Below are 16,365 nucleotides of genomic sequence, written 5' to 3'. Positions count from 1 at the left end.
GGATTGCCGGGATTGCCGGGATTGCCGGGATTGCCGGAGCCGGCGGGGTCGCCAGGCGCGCCAGGGCCAGCAGCACCGGCGGGGCCGGAGCCGCCCGGCACGGGATCCGAGCCATAGATCAGACCGCCGTCGGCGCGCACGATTTCCCAGTGATCGCGCGGGGTCCAGTCGCCGCGGGTCAGGTCAACTTCGAGCGCGCCGGCCAGGCGGGCGGTGCCCAGTGACCAGAGCTGGTCGTTCTGCCCCTGGGCATCCACCCGGATGCGCGTGAGTGACCCAGGCTGCAGGCCCAGGTGCTCGACCACGCCCAGGGTACCGACCTGCCCGGGCGTGCCGGGCTGCACCACGCCATGCACCAGCGCGCTCCCCATGGCGCCGGTGCCCGAGAGCACGGTGCCGGGCGCGGTGCTGACGCGGCCCCACCAAGTGGAATCCATCTGCAGGCCACCTTCCTGCACGCTCAGGCCGGACAGCGTGCTGCCCAGCCCCGGGCCGGCCAGGCGCAGGGTGCCCGCGCCGGTCTTGTAGAGCGGCGCCTGGGCGTCGATGTCGCCCAGCCACTGGGCCGTACCGTGGGCCACGTGCAGGGTGGCGCCATCGGCCATTGCGCCCGGGGCGACTGACTCGGCCGGCAGCGCCCAGGCCCAGGGCTCGGGCGCCAGCCCCGGCGCCCAGAGGCGCAGCCGGGAGGGCAGTATCAGGCCATCGGCCAGATCCAGGCGGGTGCCGGCAGCCATGTGCAGTTCGTTGCCGGCCGGGCCCAGATCGCCCTGCGGCCCCACGCCCAGGCTGCCCTGGCGCAGGTAAACGGTGGTGCGCAAGCCGTTGGCGGCATTCAGCTGCAGGTGCCCGGCACCCAGTTTCCATAGACTCAGGTCCATGGAGGGGTCGAGCGTGTGGCCCAGAATGGGCGCGTCGGTGTCCAGGCGTACGCCGGGATGCACGTTGAAACCGCTGTCCTGCTGCAGGTGCTGGACGCGGGTGATGGTGTGATCCTGGGTGACTTCGATGAGCTCGCCTTCGAGCAGGTAGGGGTCTGGGGACGGATCCCAGGGGTTGGCCCGGGCGATGGTGGTGAACAGAATAACCGCAGTGGCAAGCAGCCAGTTGAACCGTGACATGGATGTCTCCTGTGGAAAGAACTTGTTGCTCTTTATTACTATTACGGTCAAATTGCGGGATTGTTTAGCGGAAATGTGCCAGGGGTTTGCTCTGGAGCATCTGTTCGGCCGGCTGGTCTATCGGGTCCCTGCCGAGTACAGGGGCAAGATGCTGTCCAAGGTGGGCATTAAGCTCACAGGCCACAAGACAGTGGCAATGTTTATGCACTATGTTCATACTGAGGACAACCCGGTGCGGGATGCGGCCGAACCAGTCGGGCGCAGCTTTGACGTCAACAACCTGGAGAGCATGCGACGTGTCTTCCTTTCATACCCCCAGCCTGAGATTTCCCAGACACTGTCTGGGAAATTAGGAAATGAGCTGTCGGTCAAGGTTAATCATGCCCGTCGATTCGACAAGACCGAGGCGCTACGCGGTGGCTGGAGGATGCCGTCAGGCCGGATGATGCGCACAACACACTTTCAACAATCAGCGCAAAAGTGGCGTCAGCGATAGTCGGAATAAGGTTCACTGATGGTAAAGTTGGCTCATCTCCACGCTTGTCGCAACCCTTGAGAAAGCGAACGTCATGAATGTAGACCAAGCTATTCGATTGTGCCGGACGCAGCGTGGCGTTTCGCAGAGTACGATTGCGGCCTGGGCAAATTGCTCAATGTCGTATCTATCCATGCTTGAGAACAACAAGCGCGATCCGACTCTTTCGACAGCTGCCAAGATTGCCGAGGCATTGCATGTGCCTGTCGGCCTATTTTTCGTTTTGGCGGCCGATCAGGATGAGCTGAGGGGCATTGACGGGCAGGCCGCCGATCAGTTGATGCAGTCTGCGCTGGCATCGCTGAGAGCGTCGGACAACATGGCAGCGCAAGCGGGAGGCCGTTATGGCTAATGCCGAACAACTCAAGGCGTTGGTGAAATCCCACATCGAGCGGGACGACCGGCATTTTTATTCCGTTGCCATGCAGGTTGCCGCCCGTGAAGCCAAGGCAGGCCACGGCAAGCTCGCTCAGGAACTGCGCGACATGATCGATGCAGCCAAGGCTCGTGTTTTGCCCGCTGATGCAACGGGCAATCCAGTGCCCCTGGCGCGCCCCCGCGGCGAACTGGCAAACCTGCTGACGGTGGCCTATCCGAAGAATCGGCTGGTGGACATGGTGCTCGATACGGATGTGGCCGAGCAACTCGACCGTATCCTGAAAGAGCAAAAGCATCATTCTCGCATCCGCGAGCATGGCCTGTCGCCCCGACGCAAACTGCTGCTGGTTGGGCCGCCCGGCACGGGCAAGACGATGACGGCCTCCGTGCTGGCGGGCGAGCTTGGCATTCCCTTGTTCTCCGTGAGGCTCGATGCGCTCATCACCAAGTTCATGGGCGAGACGGCCGCCAAGCTGCGCCAGATATTCGACGCCATCAGTGAGGTTCGCGGCGTTTACTTCTTCGACGAATTCGATGCCATTGGCTCGCAACGAGGACTCGCCAATGACGTGGGCGAGATTCGGCGAGTGCTCAATAGCTTTCTGCAAATGATCGAGAGCGACCAGTCTCACAGCCTGATCCTTGCTGCGACCAACCATGCCGAGATACTCGACTACGCGCTTTTCCGTAGATTCGACGACGTGATCGAGTACCGGCTGCCGAGTGGGCCTCAAGCCGGCAAGCTGCTGCAGGCGCGACTCGGGAAATTTGCGCCCAAGCCCTTCCCCCTGAAAGCTCTGATAGCGAAGGCGGAGGGGTTGAGCTACGCGGAAATCAGGCGTGCCGTGGACGAATCCATCAAGGAGGCGGTAATGCACGACGAAGACCGTGTAACGTCTGAGGCGCTCATGCGGGCCTTCGAGGAACGCCGAAAATTCAGCATCAGAATGAATGATAAGAAGGCTGTGCAGAACCATGACGGATCTACCGCAAGCTAAGCGTCCACACCTCATTCTTCGAGACACATCACGAGCAGTTGAGTTCACGGCGAAGTCTTCGCCCGTAACGCACAAGAGCATTCCAGCTCAGCCCAGGCAGCAGCATGCAGCCTCTCTTCAAGGGCAGATCGAGGACTTGAAGCCCGTAGCGGCCGCGGCCGTGCGCATCCAGCAGGAGCTGCAACTGGAAAGCGGGCTGGGCCTGCAAATTCAATTCACCAGCCAGCCAGATATGGTGCTGGCATTTGAGAGCCTGGCGAACGCGAGCAAGAAGATCGAACTCCTGAGCGTCCGCGAAGAAGGCAACCGCACGCTCGCCAACGTCTTCGTCCCGGATGGAGGACTCGCGCACTTCGAGCAATATGTCATGGACTACCTGACGGAGAAGAAAGGTAGCAAGAATCAGGCGCTCGATCATCGGAAGCTGCTCGATACCATCGAATTCATCCGGGCGGCAGAGATCAAGGCGTTGTGGACCGATGCACCTGAACTGCTACCGACTGATACCGCCACGACGTTCTGGTGGGAAGTGTGGCTTCCAGTTCGAGGTGCCGGGCAGCGGCAAGCCGTGGTGGAGGATTTCAAGAAACTCGCTCGCCTGGCAGATTGTGTGGTCAGCGACCAGCAGGTCAGCTTTCCTGAGCGCACGGTGCTGTTGATGTATGGCTCGCAACGGCAATTCTCACGCTCGGTGATGACCTTCAACTGCGTGGCCGAGCTTCGTTATGCCAAGGAGACCGCAGAGTTCTTCGACAGCATGGAGGTGGAAGAACAGCGCCAATGGGTGGACGATCTGCTACGGCGTGCGCAATTGCAGCCCGCAGACGATGCCCCCCGAGTCTGCCTGCTGGATTCGGGCGTGACTCGCGCGCATCCACTGCTGGAGCCCTTGATGGATGCGGCGGACCTGCACACCGTGGAGCCGGTGTGGGGCGTGGATGACCAAGCGGATCACGGCACAGGGCTGGCCGGTCTGGCAGCTTACGGTGACTTCACCGATGCGCTGTCTTCTGCGGACGCGATCAGCGTCCCGCATCGGCTGGAATCGGTCAAGCTGGTGCCTGCGAAAGGCGCCAACGAAGGCGATGCGCGACACCACGCCTACTTGTTCGCGGAAGGCGTCGCTCGCCCCGAAATCCATGCGCCAGCTCGCGCCCGCGTGTTCACTTCTGCCGTGACGGCTTCAGACTATCGGGATCGGGGCCGGCCTTCGTCATGGTCGGCCGCCGTTGATGGCCTCGCGGCAGATTCGGATGGCGCCGGCCAGAACCTGCGTCTGTTCGTGCTCTCCGCTGGCAACAATCGTGATCCCAATGCGTGGGCCACGTACCCCGACTGCCTGGCCACCAACCTTGTGCACGATCCAGGGCAGGCATGGAATGCCATCACCGTGGGCGCTTGCACCAACAAAACCGACACGCAGGGACACCCATCCCTGAACCCCATTGCCGAAGCGTGTGGGCTCAGCCCGTTCACCACCACGACACAAACCTGGGATCGCTCGTGGCCGCTCAAGCCTGATGTGGTGCTGGAAGGCGGCAACGCGGCCAAGGACGATCTTGGCGCATCGTGGATGACCAGCTTGAGCCTGCTGACCGCCCACAATCAGCCGCAGGCGCGCTTGTTCACCACCAGCAATGCCACCAGCGCTGCCTCTGCACTGTGTGCCGGCATGGCGGCCCGGATCATGGCGGCCTATCCGCATCTTCGCGTGGAGACGGTGCGCGCATTGCTCGTTCATTCGGCGCAATGGAGCGATGCCATGCGCGCGATGTTTTTGCCGGCTGCTCCGAACAAGGATCACTTCGTCAACCTGATCCGTCACTGCGGCTGGGGTACGCCGGATCTGAACCGCGCACTGTGGAGCGCGGGTGATTCCTTGACGCTGGTGGTTGAAGATCTGGTGCATCCATATGCGAAGGTTCAGGGCAAAGGGGTCGTCACCCGCGATATGAACCTGCATTCCTTGCCGTGGCCGAAGGACGAATTGGAAGCATTGCAGGACACGCCGGTGGAGATGCGTGTCACGCTGTCGTATTTCATCGAGCCCAATCCTTCGGCACGAGGCGTCGCGTCGAAGTATCACTATCCTTCGCACCGGTTGCGCTTCGATGTGCAGCGCCCGCTGGACGCGTCTACGGATCACTTCATTGCACGGCTGAACGCCGCCACACAGCGTGAAGACGAGGGTGGCGGCGATCCGGTCAATCCTTCTGATCCGAACTGGCTGCTGGGCGGCCAGAGGCGGCATCGTGGCTCGTTACATCAGGATGTGTGGAAAGGCACGGCCGCTGAACTGGCCAGCCGTGGATTTATCGCAATCTACCCATCTGCCGGCTGGTGGCGGACACGGCCTGCGCTGGAACGCTATACCTTGCCAGCACGATACAGTCTCGTGGTCTCGATCCGAACGCCACAGACAGACGTGGACATCTATGCTGCCGTGGCTCAGAAGCTCCCTGTGGCCGACATCGTTGCTGTGGAGACATGAGGCGCGTACCAGGGTTCCACCGTCGGGTCCGGGGGCTACACCCCGCGCCTCGTGCCGAACGTTGCGACTCGGCACGAGGCTTGAAGCAAGGATGCGTCGCGATGGGCTGACGGCCCGGGCACGAACGCACACGGCCGTCCAGCCCGATGCCTTCAGTCCGCCTTGTCCAGGCCCATCATGAAGGCATAGAGGCCGGTCAGCGCGATGGGATTGGGGGCCTGGTGCTGGAGAGCGCAGATGAACGCCTGGGCCTGGGCGTCCACAGCATCGGGGTGGGTGCCTTCGATCAGGCAGTAGCCGGCATTCATGGGGGCCCGGGCGTCGGGGTCGGTGAACGATCGCGAGCGCTCGGGATCGCAGTGGACCCAGTGGGCGGCGGTGACGTCGTGCTGGGCGACGATGTGCTCCAGCAGCGCGGGGATGTGCGCATCGGGTAGCTGGCCGCTGGGGTCGCGGGCAATGGTGATGAAGGCCAGGCTGGCGCCGTGGCCTTCCCCGGCGCTGTGCTTCACCGACACGATAGAGCGGGTACCGCGCTGGAAGCGGCTGATGTACAGACGCGTCTGTTCGGTGGGGTGCGCGATGGCGTGCTGGTATGCAGGGCCGTCGAGCACGTCGACGCTGCGGGTCGCGCACAGGGTCAGGTATCTGGGTTCGCCGCGCAATGCGCGATAGCGGCGGCCATCGATGAAGCCGTCGATATGCACGCGCTCGGGCAAGTGCTCCTTGTCGAACCAGTGGTTGAAGCCGGGTTCATCGGCAGGGGCGATATCGATCAGGGTGATGAGCATTCCGGCGCCAGGCAGTGGCATGGTGTGTCCTCCTGGTCAGGCCCCGGCCAGCACTTTGCCGGGGTTCATGATGTTCAGCGGATCCAGCGCTTGCTTGATGGCGCGCATCATGGCGATGCTGCCAGGGCCGGCTTCGTGCTCCAGGAAATCGATCTTGTGCAGGCCGATGCCGTGCTCGCCGGTGCAGGTGCCCTGCATGTCCAGCGCCATGTGCACCAGGTCGTGGTTCAGGGCCTCGGCGCGCGCAAGCTGCTTGGGATCATCCGGATTGACCAGGTAGCCCATGTGAAAATTGCCGTCACCGACATGGCCAACCAGGTAGTAGGGGATGCCGCTGTGATCGGCTTTCTTGACGGTGATGGTCACGGCCTCGGCCAGCCGCGAGATGGGCACGCAAATGTCGGTGGTCACGCTGCGCGTGCCGGGGTGCTTCGCCAGGCCGGCGAAATGCGCGTGGTGGCGCGCGGTCCACAGCCGGGTGCGCGCCTCGGGGGTGCTGGCCCACTCGAAGTCGGCGCCGCCGTGCTGCCCGGCGATTTCTTGCACCAGTTCGACCTGTTCCTGCACGCCTGTGGGGCTGCCATGGAATTCGAGCAACAGCAGGGGCTTCTCGGCCAGGCCGATCTTGCTGTACTGGTTGACCATCTGCACGGTGTAGGCGTCGATGAGTTCGGAGCGCGCAATAGGGATGCCGGCCTGGATGATTTCGATCACGCTGCGCACGGCGTGCTCGATGTCCGGAAACGAGCAGATGGCCGCCATGATGGCTTCGGGCAGCGGGTGGATGCGCAAGGTGATTTCGGTGAACACCGCCAGGGTGCCCTCGCTGCCCACGAGCAGATGGGTCAGGTCGTAGCCTGCGCTGGTCTTGTTGGCGCGCGTGCCGGTGTGCACCAGTTCGCCGCTGGCGTCCACCGCCTGCAGGGCGAGCACGTTCTCGCGCATGGTGCCATAGCGCACCGCGGTGGTGCCGCTGGCGCTGGTGGATGCCATGCCCCCCAGGGTGGCGTTCGCCCCCGGGTCGATGGGGAAGAAGAAGCCCTGGTCGCGCAGTTCGTGGTTCAGCTGCTCTCGTGTGACACCGGGCTGTACAGTGACGGTCATGTCCTCGGTGTGGATCTCGAGGATGCGGTTCATTTGCGACAGATCCAGCGTCAGGCCGCCGTGGATGGCCAGGATCTGGCCTTCGACCGAGGAACCCACGCCATAGGGGATGAGCGGCACGCGATGCTGCGCGCACAGGCGTATGGCGTCCTGCACATCTTGCGTGGCGCGGGCAAAGACCACGGCATTGGGCGGCGTGGTGGCAAACGGGGATTCATCGCGTCCATGCTGCTCGAGCACGCTGGGGTTGTCGGAATACTGGGTGCCAAAGCGGGCCTGCAAGGCCGCGACAAACGCTTCGGGCAAGCTCAGCGGGCTGGTTTTGAGGGGGGTGGTCACTTGCATGGGATATCTTTCAGAATGTGTTCGGATCGGCACGGAAGCCCTCAGGGCAGTTCCTTGAACGTGACCCAGCCGGTACCGGCCAGCCAGCCGCAGTCTACCGGCAGGGTAATACCGGTGATGGCGCTCGCGTCGTCCGACAGCAGGAAGCGCGCCGTGCGCGCCACTTCGTCTGTGGTTACGAAACGTTTCATGGGGATGAAGCTCAGGACGCGGCTGCTGTCGCGCTGGCCGCTGTCGATCTGCTGCTGCAGCCCCTTGGTGAGGGTGAAACCGGGGGCGATGGCGTTGATGCGCACGCCATCGGCGGCGGCCGACACGGCCAGTCCGGCAACCAGGCTGTTGAGCGCGGCCTTGGCCGGCGCATAGGCCAGCAGGGGCGAACTGCGATAAGCCATGATGGACGACACCACGAGGATGGCGCCCTGCCCGGCCGCGCGCATGGGTTCGAGCCAGACCTTGCAGGCGTGGTAGGTGCCATCGTAATTGACGCGCCAGACGCGCTCGTGTACGGCCAGGTCGAAGTCGGCAATGTCTTCGACCGGCTGCAGAATGCCGGCCGCCGTGACCAGAAGACGGGCGGTGATGCCGCGCTGCGCCAGGTCATCCTGCACGGCCTGCAGGGCGGCGATCTGCGTGACATCGGCCTGATGGCACAGGCACTGCACACCCAGGGCCTGGAATTCAGCCTGTATGGCCTCGAAGGCGTGCGCATGCACGTCGATGAGGACCAGGTTCACGCCCTGCCCGGCAAGGTCTTGTGCGATGGCCAGGCCAATGCCGCTGGCCCCGCCGGTGATGATCGCCCATTGTGAGTTCATGACGCGGTGTTCTCCTTCATGATGTATTTTTTGATGTGTTTTTCGACAGCATCTGGCGCACGAGCAGCAGGACCCAGATGACCAGGCCCAGGACGATGCCACCCACCAGAAAGACCTCGGAGTATTCGATAATGCCGTAGATGGCTGCCTGCAGCACGAAGCTGCCGATCAGATCATGACCACAAGGATGCCACAAATGAGAAAGCAGCCGAGCACCGCCGCCATGAAGGCCACGCTGCGGGTCAGACGATCATAGCGCGAGAAAGCTGCGGGCGACCCCGCAGTCGCGCAGCCGAAACGGCTGTCCCGGATGCAGCCTACTGGTGGGACGCTGCCTGCAGGCCATGGCCACACAGTTGCGCGGCCCTATTCATCACCGAGGCGTTCGTGGCCGAGTACGTGGAATTGGTGCTGCGGGGGGTGCTGCTGCACGATCCGGCCGCTGCCTGGCCCTCTGGCGCGCCTGCCATTCGGTGAACTCGGGCAGGCGCAAGTCGTAGCGCGCCAGCACGCCCTCGTGCAGGTGCCGCAGGGCCTCGATCACCAGCGCCTCGACATTTTGCCTGTCGGCACCGGTGTCCTGCCTGGAGAGGCATTCTGCGATCACGTCCAGCGCCGCCCGGTGGGGCTGCTGCACGACGGCACGCACGGTGTGCCTGATCGCGTCGCGCCACGCCAGGCGCAGGGGATCGGGCTCGGCCTGATTCTGCCTGACCGCGAGGTATTCTTGCGTGGAGCGTTCGTAGGCCCAGACGTAAATGTCGCGCAACAGCTCGACCCGGCCCAGTTCATAGACCCCGAGTATCGCGCGGCTATAGGCCTGTTCGGGCACATCCAGAAAGGTGAGCGGACACAGGTTGGCATGCAGCAGGGGCAGGTTGGCGGCCAGGCGCGAAGCCCGCTTGTTCATGTCGACGAATGGCTGCAGGTACGGTAAATGCACCATGACGAAGAACGACTGCTCGAAGGGATCTTCGATACGGTTCGCCTTGTGCAAAAGCAAGGCCAGCATGCCCTGAATCTGGGCCGCGAAAGCCAGCGGACGATAGACGCTCTTGCCGATCTCGACCGCGTGCTGGCGCAGACGGCCTTCGTCGGCGGGATTGTGCAGCAGATTTTCGGCAAGCGCGCTGTGCAGGCTGGACAACGTGGGCCAGTCAAACCCGGCCGTGTCTGCATGTTCGACCAGAAACTCGATACCGGCCTTGTGATTGAGGATCATCTGCGTTTCAAACACGGCGACACCCTGGGCGATGCGGCCGTGCTCGATCAGGGCCCGCGTGTCGAGCCGGGTGTAGGTGTTGCCTTCCAGGTGGCTGGAGGCCCACGACAGATCGATCAGCAGGCGGTTGAGGATCGCGCGGCCGTACGTCCCCGCCGGGCGCCGGATCTGCCCGGTATCGCCCATACGGCGCAGTTGGCGCCGCAGCGGTTGCGGGAGGTACCAGGTGTGGTTGGGCTGGTAGCTGTCCAGGAACTCGCGCTGGTAGCCGACCGGTTTGCGGGCCGCCAGGGGCCGGTCGACATAGGCGAGGATGTCGAGGCTGTCGGCAGACAGAGGGATATGGCGCGGAAAAGAATCGCCTTCATCAGCCAATACTGTGGGGGATGCTGACAAAGCCAGGTAGCGCCTTGCGCGCCCGGCACCCACGGGCCAGATGCGGCCATGGGCCACCAGCCCATTGAGCCACCGCTGGGCAGTGCGGCGGGCCAGCCCGGGATGCCGGGCCAGCAGCTCGGCAACGGACAGCCCTTCGGGGCTGCCCTGGATGGTTTCAAGCAGATCTTCCGGCGACGGCATGCATGGACCTGGCGCGATCAATAAGACAGATGGCGCGATTATGGCGCAATTTGCCGTTATGCGCCATTGGCCTGCGCCATCGAGGCGCGCCCACTGCACCTGTTCATGCACCCGCTGCACCCGTTCAAGATGTATTCAATGTTTGGTACACGCAGCATTCGATGCGCTCAGCGTTCGATGCACCCAATGTTCGGTGCATTCAACGTGCGATCGGCGCTATATCAGCGCCCGGAAGAAATACAGCGTCGCCAGAAATACGGCGGCGCCAGAAATGCAGCGACGCTGCCGCAGAAACTACGACAGCGCCACAGAGACCGCTACAACACCAGACGTCAGGATTGCCCGGCGATTCGGTTGACGATGGAGATGGCTTCCTGGTCGTTGGCAAAGCCGATGTCGAGGATACCGTTGGTGATGGGCTTCTGCATCTGGTAGACAGAGACCAGCGAGTTGCCCAGAGTCAGCACCAGATACTTGCCGGGGAAACGGTCGCTGATCGAAGCCAGTTTCTGGGCCCCGACCTGATTGAAGGTAAAGCGCACGAAGGGGCGCCCGTCTTTGGTGCGGCGCGGTTCGGCCGTGGCCAGATCGGCGCGCGACAGCACGGGATCGGGCAGGTACCAGACCTTGGTGCCATCCTGGAACTTGAGTTCCTGCAGACCCTTGTCTTGTTGTTCTTGCGCAAGGCGGAAATCGACCGGCAGCAGCTGCTGCTGATTGTTGGCTGCCTGACCCTGGGCTGCCTGCTGCACGGCCGGCGGTGTGCCGGCATCTTTGGCAGCGGCATTCTGCTGCCTTTTGAGTGCAAGCTGCTGGCAGCCAGCCAGAAAGGCCAGTGCGAGCACGATGGAGGATACTTTGCTGAAGCGCGTGATGGATCGCATTGCTATTTCCCGTTAGCCAGACCATGGCCGATTCATGTGGACCAGAACCGATTAAGCCCCGACCGGGCGCCGGAGCTTAATCGGTTCGGCAAACCCTGAGCACCGATTTTACGGTATTCAGGATCTGCCGATACTTCAACTGCCTATGACAACCGGATTACCACTGATAACCGGCGCCCACGGAGCCACCGAAGTCACCCCGGCCTGAGCCAGCGCCAGTGGCCTTGAGGATCCACTTGCCGCTCTTGGTCATGTGCGACAGACCCAGGGCGTAGCCGCCTTCACCGCGCCAGACACCACCCGCGATACTGACCATGCTCTTGCCGGGCTGGCTGGCCTGAGGCAGGCCGGCCGTGGCCAGAGCGGCTGCAATACCGCCGCTCGCGCGCCGGTCGTTGCTGCGGATGTCGTCTTCCATGTCACCGATCCGGCCAGCAAGATGGTCGACCGCCTGGTTGGTGGCGTACAACTGCGAGCCGTTGATGGCATCGGTGCTGTCCGGTGCAACCCGGCCCGCGGCCACGTTGGTGATCTGCCGCTCTTCACCCGGTGCCCCGACACTGACCACACTGTCCGGCGTGCTGCCGGCGAAGTAATAGGTCTGGCCGGCGATGACGGTGGAGGCCGTCGGGTTGGGCGCCGATACCATGGTGCCGTTGCCCAGGGCCACCGAGCCATCCAGGCCCGGCGCGATGGTGACATTGTTACCCAGCACGAAGGCGTTGTTGGCCTGGATCGTGTTGTCGTTACCCACCGCGTACGAGCCCGAGCCCGTGACGATGTTGGGGTCACCAAAGGCGCCCGAGTTGTTGCCCGAGACCTGGTTGCCGGTACCCACGCTGATGGCGTTATAGCCCGTGGCGCTGCCGCCCGTGCCTATGGCAATGGCGTTGACACCGCTGGCCGTGGCGCCGAAGCCCGAAGCCTGGCTGTTGATGCCGGCTGCCGAAGCCCCGGTACCCGTTGCAATGGCGTTCAGGCCCGCAGCGTTTGCACCAAAGCCCGAGGCCTGGCTGTTGACGCCTGCTGCAACTGCCAGTGTGCCGGAGGCCTGGGAGTTGACGCCCAGCGCTTGCGCACCGGCCCCAACCGCCTGGCTGGCTACACCGATGGCGTTGGCGCCGGAACCCATGGCCAGTGCGGACACGCCCACGGCGTTGGCATTGAGGCCGGATGCCATGGAACCTACCCCCGTGGCGCTGGCGTTGGTGCCAATGGCGACCGAGTCGAGCATCGTGGCCGAAGCCCCGGTGCCCAGCGCGACGCTGTCGATGCCCAGGGTGCTGGCCCCCTCGCCGATGGCCGTGGAGCGCAGGCCTGTAGACGAGGCGTCGGTACCCAGCGCGATGCTGTCGACACCCGCGGTGCTGGCGCCCTGACCGATCGACGTGGAACGCAGGCCTGTAGACGAAGCGTCTGTGCCCAGCGCGATGCTGTCGATGCCGGTGGTGCTGGCATTCTGGCCAATGGCCGTGGAGCCCACGCCAGTGGACGAGGCGTCGGTACCCATGGCGATGCCATCCATGGCGGTCGTGCTGGAGCCTTGACCGATGGACGTGGAACGCGCGCCGGTCGACGAGGCGTCGGTACCGATGGCGATGGCATCCACACTGAGCAGGCTGGTGCTGGCCCCTTGACCGAAGGCCATGGAACGCAGGCCACTGGCACTGGAATCGCGGCCGATGGCGGTGGTGTCGACCCCGGTCGCGCTGGAGTCACGACCAATCGCCGTGGTGTCGACCCCAGTTGCGCTGGAATCACGACCGATGGCGGTGGTGTCGAAGCCGAACGCGGTGGCATCGGTACCAATGGCCATGGAGTTGGCGAAGGTAGCTGACGCCCCGTTGCCGGTGGCGATGCTGTTGGTGCTGTTCGCCCTGGCCCCGGTGCCGGTCGCGATGCTGTCGGCGCCCCCTGCCCGGGCGTCGTTGCCCATGGCATTGCTGCGTGCGCCAGAGGCCCGTGCGCTGGTACCCATGGCATTGCTGTCGGCACCCGTAGCCCGAGCGTCATTGCCCATGGCGTTGCTGCGTGCGCCAGAGGCCTGCGCGCTGGTGCCCATGGCATTGCTGTCGGTGCCACTTGCCGCGGCCAGGTTACCGATGGCGTTGCTGCGTTCGCCGGACGCCTTGGCCTCGTTGCCGATGGCCGTGGCGCTGTCGGCAGAAGCCTGGGCTGCCGTGCCTACCGCCGTCGCCGATTCACCGGTGGCATAGGACAGTGTACCGACGCCGATGCTGTTGTTGCCATAGGCATAGGCGTTCAGACCCATCGCGTTGTTGGCGTCGCCGCCCTCGGTGACTGCGCCGTCACCAATGGCGTTGCTGCTGTTGCCGTCAGCCCGGGCACCGTCACCCATCGCGGTGCTGGACGTACCGGTGGCCAGCGCGGTGTTGCCGATCGCCGTGCTGTTCTCGCCGCTGGCGGTTGCGCCCGTGCCGCTGGCCAGGGCATTGCGCGCCGTGGCGCTGGCCCCGGTGCCGCTCGCCGAGGAATCCCGAGCACTCGCAACGGCACCCGTACCGCTGGCGGACGAATCCCGACCCGTGGCGCTGGCGTCCGTACCGGTGGCGATGGCATTGCGGCCCGTCGCTTCAGCGCGTACGCCGGAGGCCTGGCTGTTGAGGCCCGTCGCGTTGGCATCCGTACCCGTGGCAATGGTGTTCATGCCCGTGGCATTGGCGCGCAAGCCGGACGCCTGGGCGTTGAGGCCCGTGGCGTTCGAATCCGTGCCTGCTGCCATGGCATTCAGGCCGGCCGCGTTGGCGCCTACCCCGAAGGCCTGGCTATTGACGCCAACTGCAGTCGAGTTGGTGCCGATGGCCATGGTGTTGACGCCCACCGAATTGGCGTCCGTACCGCTGGCCATCGCATTCAGGCCGGCCGCATTGGCGTTCGTGCCGCTGGCCGAGGCGTTGACGCCCGTGGCCGTGGCGCCGGTACCTGCGGCCATGCTGTCGGCCCCTATTGCGTTGGCTTCGTTGCCCAGTGCCATGCTGCCCGGCCCGGCGGCCAGTGCATTGGTACCCATGGCCGTGGAATTCGGGCCAATGGCGCTGGAATCCGTACCGAAGGCATTGCTGTCGGTGCCTTGTGCCGAGGCACTGTCGCCAATCGCATTGCTGCGCTCACCGCTGGCATCGGCGAAATTGCCGATGGCCGTGGCGCCATCACCCGAGGCACTGGCGTCGTTGCCGATGGCGCGTGCGCCGTCGCCGGTGACTTCGCTGTTGTTGCCCAGGGCTACGGAACCGGCACCGCTGACCGTATTGTCGTTACCGATCGCACGCGAGCCTTCTGCCGTGGCAGCGAGTTCGTTGCGATTGCCCAGCGCCTGGGATTCGTTGCTGTCGATGATGTTGTCATTGCCCAGGGCATACGAGCCCGAACCCGTCACGATGTTGGGATCACCAAACGCACCGGAGTAGTTACCCGACACCTCGTTGCCGGTGCCTACGCTGATCGAGCTGATGCCCGAGGCAACCGAGTCGGTGCCGATGGCGATGCTGTCGACGCCGGAGGCGGCTGAGTTCGTACCGCCCGCAAAGGCGTTGCGTGCGGAAGCAGTGGCCCCTGTACCCGTGGCGGACGAATCCCGACCGGTGGCGCTGGCGTCCGTGCCGGTAGCGATGGCATTGATGCCCGTCGCTTCGGCGCGTACGCCAGAGGCCTGGCTGTTCAGGCCCGTGGCGTTGGCATCCGTACCCGTGGCAATGGTGTTCATGCCTGTGGCACTGGCACGCACCCCGGAGGCCTGGGCATTGATACCCGTGGCGTTCGAATCCGTGCCACTGGCCATGGCGTTGAGACCTGTGGCATTGGCGCGTACCCCGGATGCCTGGGTGTTGATGCCGACTGCATTCGAATCGGTACCGCTGGCCATGGCATTCAAGCCTGCTGCGTTGGCGTTTGTGCCGCTGGCCGAGGCGTTGAGGCCTGTGGCTGTGGCACCACTACCCGCGGCCATACTGTCGATGCCCAGCGCACTGGCGTCGTTACCCAGTGCCATGCTGCCCGACCCGGTAGCCGACGCATCGGTACCAATGGCCGTGGTGTTGGCGCCAGTCGCGCTGGCGCCCGTACCCATGGCATTGCTGTCGGCACCTTGTGCCGAAGCCCCCTCACCAATCGCGTTGCTGCGAGCCCCGCTGGCATCGGCCAGGTTGCCGATGGCCGTGGCACCCTCGCCCGAGGCACTGGCTTCGTTGCCGATGGCGCGCGCGCCGTCGCCGCTGACCGTGCTGTCGTTGCCCAGGGCTACGGAACCGGCACCGCTGACCGTATTGTCGTTACCGATCGCGCGCGAGCCGTCGCCACTGACGTCGTTGTCGTTACCCAGAGCCTGAGAACCATCACCACTAACGTCGTTGTCGTTGCCCAAGGCGTACGAGCCATCGCCAGACACGCTATTGGGATCACCAAATGCACCGGAGTAGTTGCCTGATACGTCGTTACCGGTGCCTACGCTGATCGAACTGATGCCCGAAGCAACCGAGTCGGTACCGATAGCGATGCTGTCGACACCGGAGGCTTGGGCACCAGCCCCTGAAGCCTGGCTGCCAACTGCCGAGGCAACGGCATGATTACCCGTGGCAATGCTGTTCTCTGCAGTCGCTTCGGAGAAGGTACCCGTTGCAATGCTGTCTGTACCAGTTGCCCGGGCATAACGACCAAACGCGCTGCTACGCTCGCCGCTGGCTATGGCTTCATTCCCCACAGCTGCAGAATCCGTGCCACTGGCAGCAGAATTGATCCCCACGGCAATGCTGTTGGTAGCCGACGCATTCGCATCCATGCCAACTGCTACACCGTGTACGCCGCCTGCACTGGCCCCGTCACCTACGGCCGCACTATTGGCACCCGCGGCACTGGCCTGCACACCGACGGCAGTGGAATTTACTCCCGAAGCACTAGCGCCGGTACCCCCAGCATAAGCATTGTCCGCAGTTGCAGCCGCACCCACACCCGTGGCTACGCTGTTCTCGCCCGAGGCTTCGGCGTTGAGGCCAGTGGCAATGCTCTGCTCGCCCGTAGCTTTCGAGTCACGCCCGGTGGCAATGCTGTCGGTACCCGAGGCTGCCGCACTCACACCACTTGCT

Annotated in this window: 11 protein-coding genes and 1 pseudogene; 4 read left to right on the top strand and 8 right to left on the bottom strand. The window is 64.1% G+C overall.

The features are described 5' to 3' along the window. Positions 1–1,121, bottom strand: a pseudogene (locus WCY17_RS13830) (hypothetical protein); the annotation flags it as partial. Between WCY17_RS13830 and WCY17_RS13825 the strand changes: the two are divergent. From WCY17_RS13825 to WCY17_RS13810, 4 genes are all read left to right on the top strand, one after another. Then, complete coding sequence (locus WCY17_RS13825; RefSeq protein WP_372702773.1) at positions 1,120–1,617, top strand: hypothetical protein; 498 nt, start codon at positions 1,120–1,122, stop codon at positions 1,615–1,617. The pseudogene WCY17_RS13830 and the gene WCY17_RS13825 sit on opposite strands and share 2 nt — an antisense overlap. Positions 1,618–1,690: 73 nt before the next feature. Then, positions 1,691–2,008 carry a helix-turn-helix domain-containing protein gene (locus WCY17_RS13820; RefSeq protein ID WP_372702772.1) on the top strand — a complete coding sequence of 106 codons (318 nt, stop codon included), beginning with the start codon at positions 1,691–1,693 and terminating at the stop codon, positions 2,006–2,008. Next, a complete protein-coding gene (locus tag WCY17_RS13815; protein ID WP_372702771.1) occupies positions 2,001–3,032 on the top strand; it encodes an AAA family ATPase in 1,032 nt (343 codons plus the stop codon). Before WCY17_RS13820 ends, WCY17_RS13815 begins: the two co-directional genes overlap by 8 nt. A 160-nt stretch (positions 3,033–3,192) precedes the next feature. After that, positions 3,193–5,523, top strand: a complete 2,331-nt coding sequence (locus WCY17_RS13810) for a S8 family peptidase (RefSeq protein ID WP_372702770.1) — start codon at positions 3,193–3,195, stop codon at positions 5,521–5,523. A 152-nt stretch (positions 5,524–5,675) separates the two neighbouring features. Here the strand turns inward: WCY17_RS13810 and WCY17_RS13805 are convergent, their stop codons facing one another. The 7 genes from WCY17_RS13805 to WCY17_RS13775 all read right to left on the bottom strand — a co-directional run bounded on the left by WCY17_RS13805 (position 5,676) and on the right by WCY17_RS13775 (position 16,355). Next, complete coding sequence (locus WCY17_RS13805; RefSeq protein WP_372702769.1) at positions 5,676–6,335, bottom strand: hypothetical protein; 660 nt, start codon at positions 6,333–6,335, stop codon at positions 5,676–5,678. Positions 6,336–6,350: 15 nt separating this feature from the next. Then, complete coding sequence (locus WCY17_RS13800) at positions 6,351–7,763, bottom strand: FAD-binding oxidoreductase (RefSeq protein ID WP_372702768.1); 1,413 nt, start codon at positions 7,761–7,763, stop codon at positions 6,351–6,353. Positions 7,764–7,804: 41 nt separating this feature from the next. Continuing rightward, on the bottom strand, positions 7,805–8,581 hold the full coding sequence (locus WCY17_RS13795) for an SDR family NAD(P)-dependent oxidoreductase (RefSeq protein WP_372702767.1): 777 nt from the start codon (positions 8,579–8,581) through the stop codon (positions 7,805–7,807). Positions 8,582–8,597: 16 nt separating this feature from the next. Continuing rightward, positions 8,598–8,738 (bottom strand): hypothetical protein, encoded by a 141-nt coding sequence (locus WCY17_RS13790; RefSeq protein ID WP_372702766.1) that lies wholly within the window; start codon positions 8,736–8,738, stop codon positions 8,598–8,600. Between the two features lie 216 nt (positions 8,739–8,954). Then, the gene (locus WCY17_RS13785; RefSeq protein WP_372702765.1) at positions 8,955–10,382 is read right to left on the bottom strand and encodes a Fic family protein; all 1,428 of its coding nucleotides are present in this window, start codon (positions 10,380–10,382) and stop codon (positions 8,955–8,957) included. 332 nt (positions 10,383–10,714) lie between these two features. After that, the gene (locus tag WCY17_RS13780) at positions 10,715–11,266 is read right to left on the bottom strand and encodes a hypothetical protein (RefSeq protein ID WP_372702764.1); all 552 of its coding nucleotides are present in this window, start codon (positions 11,264–11,266) and stop codon (positions 10,715–10,717) included. 157 nt (positions 11,267–11,423) lie between these two features. Further along, positions 11,424–16,355: a hypothetical protein gene (locus WCY17_RS13775; RefSeq protein WP_372702763.1), complete on the bottom strand. Its 4,932-nt coding sequence runs from the start codon at positions 16,353–16,355 to the stop codon at positions 11,424–11,426. Positions 16,356–16,365 lie beyond the last annotated feature (10 nt).

The organism is Castellaniella sp. (genome assembly GCF_041677825.1).
GTDB lineage: Bacteria > Pseudomonadota > Gammaproteobacteria > Burkholderiales > Burkholderiaceae_B > Castellaniella.
The sequence above is the reverse complement of the archived record's forward strand: the minus strand, read 5'-3'. Positions and strand labels throughout refer to the sequence as shown.

Coding starts and splice junctions, on each gene's coding strand:
- WCY17_RS13800 (WP_372702768.1), bottom strand. CDS start 7,763: ATGCAAGTGACCACCCCCCTCAAAACCAGCCCGCTGAGCTTGCCCGAA.
- WCY17_RS13815 (WP_372702771.1), top strand. CDS start 2,001: ATGGCTAATGCCGAACAACTCAAGGCGTTGGTGAAATCCCACATCGAG.
- WCY17_RS13780 (WP_372702764.1), bottom strand. CDS start 11,266: ATGCGATCCATCACGCGCTTCAGCAAAGTATCCTCCATCGTGCTCGCA.
- WCY17_RS13785 (WP_372702765.1), bottom strand. CDS start 10,382: ATGCCGTCGCCGGAAGATCTGCTTGAAACCATCCAGGGCAGCCCCGAA.
- WCY17_RS13795 (WP_372702767.1), bottom strand. CDS start 8,581: ATGAACTCACAATGGGCGATCATCACCGGCGGGGCCAGCGGCATTGGC.
- WCY17_RS13805 (WP_372702769.1), bottom strand. CDS start 6,335: ATGCCACTGCCTGGCGCCGGAATGCTCATCACCCTGATCGATATCGCC.
- WCY17_RS13820 (WP_372702772.1), top strand. CDS start 1,691: ATGAATGTAGACCAAGCTATTCGATTGTGCCGGACGCAGCGTGGCGTT.
- WCY17_RS13825 (WP_372702773.1), top strand. CDS start 1,120: ATGGATGTCTCCTGTGGAAAGAACTTGTTGCTCTTTATTACTATTACG.